This window comes from Paenibacillus sp. TAF43_2, assembly GCF_052113545.1.
Lineage (GTDB): Bacteria > Bacillota > Bacilli > Paenibacillales > Paenibacillaceae > Pristimantibacillus.
On the sequence record NZ_JBFRDK010000189.1, the window covers coordinates 1 to 11,470 of the forward strand.

Below are 11,470 nucleotides of genomic sequence, written 5' to 3' on the forward strand. Positions count from 1 at the left end.
GATATATCCATTTTTGATATATCTGTCATGGATATAATAAGTGCTTGATGATTAATTGTCAAATTTTATATTATTGGGTTAAGTCACTTAAACATGAATAGTAAATCATATGCTATTTACGTACATACAGAATGTATGTTAACATTCAACTATATTCAATTCTATAAGTATTAAAGGAGAGCTTCCATTTGAAAATGAACAGTTTTTATCCAGTTGTGATGTCACAGGATGTAGCGGAAAGCGCTAATTTTTATCAACGCTACTTTGGTTTTGAAGTTGTGTACGAGTCTGACTGGTATGTGAGCTTGCGGAAGACGGGTGAAGGGCAATGCTTTTATGAATTAGCGCTGCTATCAGCAAGTCATTCATCGGTTCCCGCGAGCTATCGTAAGAGAGCTGAAGGATTGATTCTTAACATGGAAGTTGATAATGTAGATAGTGAGTACAAGCGCTTGGTCCTTGACGCGAAGCTGTCTTTGGAGCAGGATATTCGCGATGAGGATTTTGGGCAACGACATTTTATTCTCTCTGATCCCGGCGGCGTATTAATAGATGTAATTGCAATTATTCCGCCCTCGGAGCAAGAAAGCATGAACTATGTGCAATCTGTGTGGCAGCAAGAGGGAGCAGCAGCTGATAATTAAATGAGCTTGCTTGAAGCTCCTTCTGAGCTTTTAAGAAAATAGGAGCAACTGGATGAGGAAAACGAAAAAAGATACGGAAGAGACGATTCATAAGCTAGAGGAAGTGGCGAGGCATCATTTTACCACTTTCGGATTTGCGGACAGTTCACTTGAGGAAATAGCCAAAGATGCTGAGGTCACTCGGGGGGCTGTTTATCACCATTTTGGCAGCAAAAAAGGTTTATTCCGAGCGGTGCTTTCACTTGTTCAGTCTGAAGTAGCGAAGCGTCTGGAGGAAGAGGCTTCACTTAGCGACGATTTGTGGGAGCAATTATGTCTGGGATGCCGTGCATTTGTGACTGTCGCAATCGAGCCGCAAAACAGGCGGATCATGCTAATCGATGGTCCTGCCGTGCTTGGCTGGGAGGAGTGGCGGCTTCTGGATGAGCAGCAGTCGATGAAATTGCTGCTWGAACAGCTGGAAATGATGCAGCAGCAGGGCTACCTTAAGGGTGTTCGTCTGGATGCTGCCACTCATTTGTTGTCGGGAGCTATGAATGAAGCGGCGCTTTGGCTCGCACAAATATCGGATACTGCTGAGGCTGCTGAAGCGATGGAGGAATGTTTGCAGACGCTGCGTAAGCTTCTAGACGGCCTTCGTTAAATGAGAAACAAACAAAACAAAGCCTGACCGACAGTTATCGGTCAGGCTTTGTTTGTGTTTACCTATTAAGAGCCGTATACCTCGAAATCAAAAAGTGAGTATCCGTAAGCTGTACCTCGTGCCGTGCAAAGCACTCTTACATATCTTCCGCTTTTGGATGCAAACGTAATATCATCGATGGCTCCATTGCCTGTTGTCGTTGTAAAAGCGTCTGTCCAAGTTGTACTATTTGTGGAAACTTGGATTTTATAGCCTTTACCGTAAGCAGCTTCCCAGTTTAATTTCACACGGTTGACGTTTTGAATGGAACCAAGGTCTACGTAAATCCACTCGTTGTTGCTTCCTTCAACACTCGCCCATCTTGTCGTCGAATTGCCATCCGTTGCTTTGGAAGCTTCAAATCCTGTTCCCTCAATTGAGCTTGCTGTAGCGGTCTTGCCTAAAGCAAGGTTCGTTGTTGTTGAATTTGGGCTCGTTGTTGCACTGGCTGTATTGCTGCTCGCAGAAAGATTGCCCGCAGCATCTATCGCCTTTACTGTATAGCTATATGAAGTGGAAGCGTTAAGCCCTGTGTCAGTAAAGGTCGTGCTAGAAGGCGAGCCAACTAATGTGCCGCCGCGAAATACTTGATAACCAGATACGCCAACATTGTCGGTAGAAGCTGACCAGCTCAAGTTGACTTGGCTGCTGGATGCAGATGATGCAGTCAAATTCGCTGGTGCTGTAGGAGCTTGAGTATCCGTTGTTCCACCACCAGTCGGTATCCACCAGTTACCTGAAATGAACAACATATTAAGCAAATTGAAGGAATCGCTGAAATAGGACTCTTTTTTGTTTTTCATCCAATCCCAGCCGGCATTTACCCATGCTTGGTGCGTGCTGCTAGTAGTTGCTGCTGATATAAACGGCGATACAAAAACCGCTGTTGCGTATGAACCGCTAACTCCGCCATTTAACTTATATCCATCTTTGATGTTGTTCGGATTGCCGCTTGTGGCGCCCTTAATCCATACGGCCATTTTGTTAGCAATATCCCGGCCTCTCGTGTCGCCGTAGAAAGCATAATCCATTACGATTCTGAGTGGAACCCGGCTTGCATTGTAATTGTATTCGTTAGTTTCTGGAAATTCATCTAAGTAGTTTTGTGGAGCTGGCTTTGGAGGATTGTCGACTACAAAATCTGAAATCAGCCCCGTGCTAGCTGAATAAGCGCTTGAGAACTGACTATAAACAGTGTACAAGTTGTTAATGACATTCAACCAGGTTTGATCTCCTGTCACCTCATAAAAAGCTCTTAAATGCGAGAGCATCCAGTCGGAGGGACGGGTATTTAATGCACTCTTAGCATCCCAATCGCCAAGGTTCAGGCGGTTATTCGTCGTGACATTGCTCGCCTTGATACCGTTCGTAATCATTTTTTTGGCTTCTGCCAAATAATTAATTGTGCCAGCTGATCCCCATTGCTTGTCAGCAAGTATTAAGGAATAAGCGATGTCCAAATCACCGTCGGTAGCGGAGCCGAAATGTCCTTGTGCACCAGCAGCGTCTGCAACAACCCAGCCCATAAGATTTGAGTTGCCAGAACTTTTAAAAGCTCTAGCGGTTTTGAATAGACCGTCATAAATGGTTTTGGCATTTGAATCAAAGCCTGCCATCAAGGCTGTGATGACCATGCCATAGCCTTGCCCCTCTGAAGTACCAAGCGGGTCGTAACCTTCAGCGCTTCCTGTAATATCCCCTTTGACATAATAGCCGCCTGGCAATGAGGAGAGGTTATTTTTTAAATAGGTTGATTTCCAGTAAGTATAATAACTCGAAACTGCTGTATTCATAGCTGCCTGAGTGACATGGTTAGGTTTTATAATGCCAGGATAGCTCAGCTGCTGCGGAAATGGTTTAAGCTCTCCTGCAGCATGCACCTTCGTTTGAAGTGGAGCGGGTGCACCCAATAAAGTTAGAAGCATCGCTGAGCAGAGAAAGACATGGCCCATCCATTTCATCATACTTTTGTTTGCTTTTAAAGTGCGCAATTAAAACTCCTCCTAAAATTATAGTTGTATAACCGTCGACAGATTCGCAGCCTCCTTTGCATGTAATCAAGCTTAATAAAAATTAAAGCGCTTTAATTTAAAGGCAAAAAATAAAAACATTTAAGCGCTTTAACTTTAGGCCTATAAAAAAAGTAATTCAGATGAGACTAAAGGTGCAGGACACACTATAGAATCAACCAATTTACTTCTAGCCATCCATTCCTGATGGTTGTTTTTCGTTCATGCCTCTATGTTAATCAATGTAACACACAAAATTTGTATATGTCTACAGCCAATTTCAATTTTTATATTATGCCTAAAACGGAACAGAATAGGGCGAGGCAGCATTCTCAAAGCACAGAAAAACGGCACGTTACTACGCACCGTCATCTTTTTATTCACCTATGATTCTGAAGTCAATATTGGTTGGCGGCGGAAATTGATTTTTCGCCTCTTCAAGATGTAGTTCGGAATAGGATTCATTCCTTGATTGTGCAAGCTTCTTGGCATTGTATTTATACCATAGCTCTATGATTAATATTTCACCTTCACGTATGACCGCAAATTCCTTAAGGAACAATTGCTTAACGAATGCATCCTGTTCAAGCTCAAGTGCGGCAACGCCTACTATAATTTGAATGCGGTCACTGCTCGAATAGGCTTCAGGCAATTCATTGTACATTTGCCACGCCTCTTCGTACTGTTTGTTAGCTATGAGCAAATTTAAGTATTCCTCAGCCAAAGCACGATCAGGGAACGAGTTGGAAACGAGATAGGCTTTCTTCCAGTAGGCAAGCGCCAGATCGATTCGTCCTACATATTTCATCGCTTCAGCTAGATTTCGATATACCCATACGGAGGGTTGAATGTCTATCGATTTCTCCCATGCATCGATAGCCTCCTGCTCCATTCCTCGCTCATAAAGCATGATGCCCAAATGCATATAAGCGTTCCATGATTGGTTCTCTTGRTGCTCAAGACTCTCTTCAAGCAGGGCAAGCCACTCATCCTGAACTATCCATGCTTTCGGCACTTCTTGCACGTCGTGGTCTGGAAGCGTTCCTGTTTCAAGAAGGGCGAGCCAATCGCTATGCTCGGCTTCTGGTGCTGTGCTTAGCTTAGTAAAATAAAAGCCTTCAGGAATTGTTCGATTTTCCTTCAGTTCTCGGCGCAGCTGCTCTAGCGCACCCCATGGAGAACCCGTATAAAGGACTTGCTCAGGCGCTTGTTGTGCGAGAATTCGCATGGACTCATGCAGCTTCTCCATTTCTTCGGCATCGATATGATGATCGACACAATCTCGAATGTATTGATTCGCCTGATTCCAATCCTGTTGGTGGGCTTTGTCGATTTTAATATCGGTCATGCCGATTGCTTGCGTGAAATCCCACTCCGATTGAGCAGGCATATCAAGTCCATGCAGCTGCGTTGGCGCTAAGCCGCTTTGAATTTCAATGTAATTTCCTTCACCGGGGTTAGCAAGATAATCACACCATCGTCTTCCTCCGGCATGGTTTCCCCAGCAAAACATTTTGCGATAACGGAGAAGAGAGGTGGAGCGTTCATAAAACAATCGTCCATCCTCATAAGCGACAGCCTCCCAAGGAGCAYTACAGCTTGCCTTCGTTTGAAAGAAATATTCATTCGAGAAAGGAAAGTTCAGCGGATAGGTGACGTCTTTGCCCGGTACAGTCGGCAGATACGGCAGCTTGCCAAGGCCAAATCCTTTCACTTTATGGTCAATATAAATGACTTCATCTGTTGATGAAAAAAGACGGGCTTGCGGTGTTTCCTCTACAGCGATGTTCGTCCACCAGTACATCGGAACCGACTTGTCATTGTCATTAATGATCCGCACATAAAGAATGAGCTTGTTTGAATCGGCGGGCAGATGAAAGTCAATTTGCCAAAATACGTTTTTACAGCGCTCGTAATCATACAGCCTTAGAAAATCGTTTCCTTTCTCATCTTGCAGTATGGCTGCATGAACGGGGGAGCAGGTGGTAAACGTATGTCCGAGCTGACCGATATTCCACTCGATTCCTCCAGAGAACCAAGCGTTCAATATGGCTAGGTTGGCAGGCTGCAGCACCGGATTCGTATAGAGAAGGCTGCGATTTGTTTTTTTCTCCGTAAGAGAATACAATCTTCCACCATAAGCAGGTAAAAAAACAGCCTGCAAATGCTCATTTTCGAGCACGATAGTTTCTAGCAATAGATTTTTCCGATCTCTAGTATAACGATCCTGCATTCGGTAGGGTAAATAACGTTCCCCTGCTTCATATCCTAGCTTTGATCGCAGCTCGCTTGGAAGAGTGCCGTTATCGCTGACTTCTCTATGTTTTTGACGATTTCGGAACATCGGCAGTGGATTTTGACCGCCAATGCTTGAGCCTTCGATCCGTAAGGTAGATTGATATACACGCATGGTGAATGAACTCCTTTCTATCCTTTTACTGATCCAACCGTAATGCCTGCAACAATGCGCTTGGAAATAAACAAATACAAAATGAATGTAGGCAAAAATACGATAATGGATGCTGCAAAAATACCGGAATAGTTTCCTGTGTTGGTAAAGCCGAGTACGATGGATTGCAATGCAAGCGCGAGCGTATGATATTTCGGATCACCAGCAAATATAAGCGCATACAAATACTCATTCCATATCGACATAAAGTTGAAAATAGAAACTGTAATGAGGCCAGGCTGGGCAACGGGCAATATGATTTTGATAAACGTTTGTATAGGTCCGCAGCCGTCAACAGCAGCTGATTCTTCCAATTCTTTAGGAATGGAAGCGAAAAATCCGGTGAGAAGGAATACGCTAAACGGAATATTAGTGAAAATATAGATTAATACGAGCGTAATAATGGAACCTGTAAGCTTCAGCTCAACGAACAATGAAAAAAGCGGGATGGATATGAGCAGGCCAGGGATGGAGATTGCGGATAAAAACATCAGATTGACTATTTTTTTGCCGCGAAATTTTACTCTGCCCAAAACATAAGCGGCAGGAGCAGCGAATACGAGAACACCGACGCAAGCTGAAACGGTATAAATAACACTGTTCAGAAAGTACCGTCCCATCTTCTGGGTTTTGAATAAATCAATATAATTGGAGAAATGAATGCCGCTCTCAAATAATGAATTTGTAAAAATGCCTCTTGTTGTGCTCAGTGAAGCTAGAATGGCGAAACCGAACAACACAATCGTGAACAGCAGCCACAAATAGAGCGGGACGTACCGAATTTTATTAACCATGCTAACACCTCATCTTTAATATTCAAGACGTTCTTTACGGAAGAACTGATTGATGATGGCGGATAGGATTAGAATTGATATCGTAATACTAACGCCTACTGCCGCGCCTGCTCCTACATTAAAGGCATCCTGCGTATAAACTGAAGTGCCGTCGCCAAACACTTTGAGATACATAAAGTAGCCCGGCGTCATCGTAGCGACGCTTTCACTCGCACCGCCAAAGGTAGCGGACCAGACAAAGAAATTCACGGCTGTTACCGTCCATAAAACGAGCGTCATACGGAATATGTCCTGAAGCAGCGGCAGCGTAATTCGGAAAAACTTGTGCAATGGATTAGCCCCTTCGAGCAGGGCAGCTTCGTAATAGTCGCGTGGAATACGGTCCATTCCGGCATTAAGGATAAGCATAAAGTAGCCAATGGAACCAAAGCAGTACGCCAGCAGCATGGAGAGGAACAAATAACTGTCGCTCGTCCACTGAATATCGGCAAGCATATCGAGTCCAAGGAAACGGAACAGTTTCGTTAAGAAGCCATAGCTTGAATTAAATATATAATGAATCCAAATAACGGATAACACGACTGCAGATACGGTATTCGGCAAATAAACGAGCGAGCGCCAGAACGTTTTGCCGCGGACGCCGGATGATAAAATAGCAGCAAATAGGAAGGCGGAGCAAATCGTGATGATGCCGCCAAACAGCCATATTTTCAATACATTCCATGCAGAGTCCATAAAATAGCTGTTGCGGAACAGGTCTGTGTAATTTTCGAATCCGATAAACGACCACTCTGACATTTTGCTTGATATGGACGGCAAGGAATAGAAACTCATCAGCAAAGCTCTAAGCGTTGGATATAGAAAGACTGCAAGATAGATGAGTACCGCCGGCAAAAGGAAAAGGGCAATCATCGGTTTTTTAATTTGCATGTAAATTTCCCTCCCGGATATGATTCATAATCCGTTATAACGTCATTGTGCAGCAATCCGAAGGATCGCTGCACAATGATCGAAGTATTTAATTAACGTTATTTTGTGCCATAAAACTTTTTGGCTTCTGCACTCATTTTGTTGACGTAAGCGTCTGCCGTTAATTTACCAGCGGCAAGCTCCATAAATACGGGTACGATTACACCTTTGGAGAAGTCAGCGGAGTTGTTGATTCCGTAGCCCCAAGGCGCATTGACCTTAGCGTTGTTAATTGCTGCTTCTGCTTCAGCGAGTGCTGCAGGCCATTCTGTATCGATAGAAACGGGAATAGCTTGAGCTTGCTTCACCATTTCAGCTTGTGTTTTTTGGCTTACCAGATATTTAACTAATTCGATAGCAGCTTCTTTATTGCTGCTGTTTTTGTTCAGCATAAGAGCTTGTGCGCCAAATGTCAGCTCATTCTGGCCTTTTCCGTTGCCGTTAGGCACAGTTGGGAATTGGAAGGAGCCCCATTTGAAATCAGGACCTGCTGTGGCAGAAACTTCATTCGGAAGCCAAGTGCCGTTCAGATAAGCTGCGGATTGACCGAATACGAGATCCTGCTGTGCAGCTGGGTATTTACTGCCTGCAAGCTTAGAAGAGAAGTAACCTTTCTCTTTCATCATGACCATATCTTTGGCGAATTGAAGGATGATCGGATCTTTCCACATCTCGCCTGTTTTGTCATTGACGAGTGCGTCGACCCATTCATTGCCCATTGCGCTGCTGAGGTATCCGCCGATGAACAAATCACGGTATGCATCATCGAATGTGATCGGAGCAACGCCAGATTTTTTAATCAGCTCACAATATTCCATAAACTGCTCCCATGAGCTAGGCGGAGTCGTAATTCCTGCTTTCTCAAACACTTCTTTGTTGTAGAAAAATAGTACAGCGAACGGCTGCTGCGGAATCGCATAGTGGCCTTCTTCAAGTCCTGCTGTTACTGACAATGATTTTGTCCAATCCATTAAGCTTGGCATAAGTGAATCTTGCAATGATTTTCCTTCCATGCCTACAGATGGTGTAGCCAAATATTCATCCAGTTTCAGCAAATGGTCCTTAACGATCGCCATCGTAACGGAAGGATCATCCTCGAATATATCGATTTGTTCACCGCCGTCGAGTGCTGGTTTAATCAGCTTTCTAATATCCCGTCCTGTAAACTTCAGATCGACGGCAACTTTTGGGTTAGCAGCTTTAAATTCATCGACTGCCACTTTAATCACTTTTGCTTGCGGCTCGGTGTCGCTCCACATGGACCAGAAGACAACTTTGCCTTCAAGGCCGACAGCATCAGGACTTGGCTCGGCAGCAGAAGTGGGCTCGGTTGTTGCAGCAGGAGCGGGAGACTCAGTAACCTCCGGGTTGTTGCTCTTCGAGTTTGAGCACCCGACGGCTAAAAAGATCATCATTACTGTTAATAAAATCGAAAATATTTTGTTTCTTTGCATTGTTGACTCCTCCTTTTTTTGGTAAGTATACCGCTGGGAATGCAACCGGGTACATGACCATTTTTGAACTGAATCCGTCATATTTTGTACTCAATTTATATTTGGTTATTGCTGATAAGGAAGCGGTTGCAGCAAACAGCGAGCGGGTGCATTACTTTATTAATAGAAAGAAAACTGGTTTTGCCAAAATGAATATTGACAGCGATGAGCTTGAGGTGGTTATATACGAGGAGTAAGCCTAACATCTAATCAAGGAGCCAATATGCAAAAAAACTTGCGCATGTCTACCATACTAAAACTATTTTTTATTTCGGTTGTTATCGTACCTGTCTTTTTAATATGCTCCGTCATATTGAACATTTACGAACGGGATATTCTCGAACAAAACACAGGGCGCTCGCTGCAAATATCGAAAGCGCTTTCATATTCGGTAAGTCAGGAAATCAACCGCATGTCTGGTCTGTTTGCTTCGATTGGCGTAGATCAGGATGTCATTTTCACCATATTTGATATTAATCGTTTGAGCGGCATCGAGAAGCAGAAGGCTGCCAATAAGCTGAAAATAATGATCGAGAAGTACACCGCATCGGTCTCTGGCCGCGTGCTCTCTGTTAACTTTTTTTTTGATAACGGAAAATCATATTCTTATTTGAAAAACATGATGATGGACGACTCTGCTGTACGCGAGCAAGATTGGTACCGAGACACAATTAGCAAGCCTGACGTCATCCGGTTTCAAGGCATGCTTCCCAACGCTCTTTATGGGAATTACAATCCGTACATGATGGCCGCTGCGCTCTCTCCAAGCACGACGAATCGGATGTCCAAAATGGAATTAATCCTATTTACATTTGAAAGCGGAACTTTCGATCATATTTTGCAGTCACGCGATAATTCGGAATCAGTTCTGCATATTGTAAGCGGCAAAGGTCAAATCATCGCTTCGAATACAGTTATCGATAGGGGAAGCCAGGTTGTAAACAATTGGTCGAAAGAGATAAGCCGCGGGGTAGAAGGGTCCTTCGTAGATGACTCAGAGGACAATAAGAAATTAATAACGTATGCAAAAGTAGACAATACGGATTGGTATATTGTTCAAATTATTCCATTCGCAGATTTGCTCGCCAATTACCGGAATGTAAATTCATTTGTGTGGTTTCTCGCTATTTTGATCATTTTAGCGTTTGTGCTCGTTTCCTTCTATTTTGTTTCCAATGTGACCAAGCCGATTCGTGTGCTGCTCCACCAAATGGTTCGTGTAACGGGTGGAGATTTAAATGCGAAATTTACAGGCTCGGGCAGCTTGGAGATGGTGAGGCTGGGCCATTCCTTTAATCTAATGACCGAACAGGTTCGCCAGTTAATAAGCCAGCGTGAGAAGCAGGAGGTTGAGAAGCGTAAAGCAGAATTTGCCGCGCTGCAGTCGCAAATTAATCCGCATTTTCTAATCAACACGTTAAACGCAATTAAGTTTATGGCCTTAATAAGCAAAGCGGACAATATCCGCAACATGACTCACTCGTTGACTCAGTTATTGGCTTCCTCTTTTAATCGCGGCGGGCTTCTAACTACGATAGCGGATGAAGTCGACCATTTGAAGCATTATTTGTACATTATGGAGATTCGTTTCGGCAGACCGATCCAAATGGAATGGAGCATCGATCCTGAGGTTTCAGGACATTATTTGTTAAAGCTATTGCTGCAGCCTATATTGGAAAATAGCATCATTCATGGTCTGAAGGATATTGATTACCCTGGAATCATCACAATCACAATCGTAAGGGATGATAAAAATTTACTCATTACGATCGCAGACAATGGGATGGGAATGACATCAGACGTAATTGATCAGCTTGAAGACAGAACGGCCTCCTATACGTTTAGCGGAATGGGCAATCGAAATGTACATCGACGGATACAACTGCACTACGGCTTGCAGTATGGATTGCAATACGAATCTAATTTGCCGCAAGGAACAAAGGTGAGCATTCGATTGCCTTTGATTAATGAACCGGATGAGGAAATGGCTGATTTTTCAGCATAAATGATCATGTTTGAGCTAAAAATGTCATCTTTTCTAACCATAAACGCTGTATAATAAATGCCATATACTTGAAAGCGCAATCATTCTTTTGTGGCTTCAAGTTTTGCTGGGAGAAGTGGAAATGAAATTTAACAAAAATATTGCCTCAGTCTTAGTCGTTACTTTGATATCGATAGGCTTGCTTGCAGGATGGATCGGTATGTTTAAGGCTGATACCAATGATACGATTTATTCTTTGGTTGTTAATGCACCACAGAAACAAACCTCCAATCAAAATCAGCCGATAAAAATGAAATTTGGAATATGGGAATCGAAGACCGATATCGAATTTTGGACGGAGAAGGTGAAGGAATATTCGGCTCTCAAACCAAATGTAACCGTGGAGGTAGAGACGATTCCAGATAATAGCGGCCAATATTTAAAGG

At 43.5% G+C, this 11,470-nt stretch carries 10 protein-coding genes and 1 pseudogene; 5 read left to right on the forward strand and 6 right to left on the reverse strand.

Annotation, left to right across the window (positions count from 1 at the left end):
- Nucleotides 1-188: 188 nt before the first annotated feature.
- Both AB4Z17_RS27770 and AB4Z17_RS27775 read left to right on the forward strand, forming a co-directional pair.
- Nucleotides 189-644, forward strand: coding sequence for a VOC family protein (locus AB4Z17_RS27770; RefSeq protein ID WP_441909382.1), 456 nt, complete (start codon nucleotides 189-191; stop codon nucleotides 642-644).
- A gap of 52 nt (nucleotides 645-696) precedes the next feature.
- A complete protein-coding gene (locus AB4Z17_RS27775; RefSeq protein ID WP_441909384.1) occupies nucleotides 697-1,287 on the forward strand; it encodes a TetR/AcrR family transcriptional regulator in 591 nt (196 codons plus the stop codon).
- Nucleotides 1,288-1,352: 65 nt separating this feature from the next.
- Here AB4Z17_RS27775 and AB4Z17_RS27780 read toward each other — a convergent pair whose 3' ends face one another.
- From AB4Z17_RS27780 to AB4Z17_RS27805, 6 genes and pseudogenes are all read right to left on the reverse strand, one after another.
- Complete coding sequence (locus tag AB4Z17_RS27780; RefSeq protein ID WP_441963400.1) at nucleotides 1,353-1,997, reverse strand: discoidin domain-containing protein; 645 nt, start codon at nucleotides 1,995-1,997, stop codon at nucleotides 1,353-1,355.
- Nucleotides 1,998-2,045: 48 nt separating this feature from the next.
- Nucleotides 2,046-3,209: pseudogene (locus AB4Z17_RS27785) on the reverse strand (glycosyl hydrolase family 8); the annotation flags it as partial.
- A gap of 502 nt (nucleotides 3,210-3,711) precedes the next feature.
- Entirely contained in the window at nucleotides 3,712-5,745 is a 2,034-nt protein-coding gene (locus AB4Z17_RS27790; RefSeq protein WP_441963390.1) for a DUF5107 domain-containing protein, read from the reverse strand.
- Nucleotides 5,746-5,762: 17 nt separating this feature from the next.
- The gene (locus AB4Z17_RS27795) at nucleotides 5,763-6,578 is read right to left on the reverse strand and encodes a carbohydrate ABC transporter permease (RefSeq protein ID WP_076271505.1); all 816 of its coding nucleotides are present in this window, start codon (nucleotides 6,576-6,578) and stop codon (nucleotides 5,763-5,765) included.
- Between the two features lie 15 nt (nucleotides 6,579-6,593).
- Complete coding sequence (locus AB4Z17_RS27800) at nucleotides 6,594-7,508, reverse strand: carbohydrate ABC transporter permease (protein WP_430054572.1); 915 nt, start codon at nucleotides 7,506-7,508, stop codon at nucleotides 6,594-6,596.
- 98 nt (nucleotides 7,509-7,606) lie between these two features.
- Nucleotides 7,607-9,001, reverse strand: a complete 1,395-nt coding sequence (locus AB4Z17_RS27805; RefSeq protein ID WP_441963392.1) for an ABC transporter substrate-binding protein — start codon at nucleotides 8,999-9,001, stop codon at nucleotides 7,607-7,609.
- Between the two features lie 53 nt (nucleotides 9,002-9,054).
- On the opposite strand from AB4Z17_RS27805, the gene AB4Z17_RS27810 reads away from it, so the two are divergent.
- From AB4Z17_RS27810 to AB4Z17_RS27820, 3 genes are all read left to right on the forward strand, one after another.
- Nucleotides 9,055-9,237: a hypothetical protein gene (locus AB4Z17_RS27810; protein ID WP_441963394.1), complete on the forward strand. Its 183-nt coding sequence runs from the start codon at nucleotides 9,055-9,057 to the stop codon at nucleotides 9,235-9,237.
- A gap of 26 nt (nucleotides 9,238-9,263) precedes the next feature.
- Nucleotides 9,264-11,045, forward strand: coding sequence for a sensor histidine kinase (locus AB4Z17_RS27815; protein ID WP_441963396.1), 1,782 nt, complete (start codon nucleotides 9,264-9,266; stop codon nucleotides 11,043-11,045).
- A 121-nt stretch (nucleotides 11,046-11,166) separates the two neighbouring features.
- A partial coding sequence (locus AB4Z17_RS27820) for a hypothetical protein (protein ID WP_441963398.1) occupies nucleotides 11,167-11,470 on the forward strand: 304 nt, incomplete at its 3' end.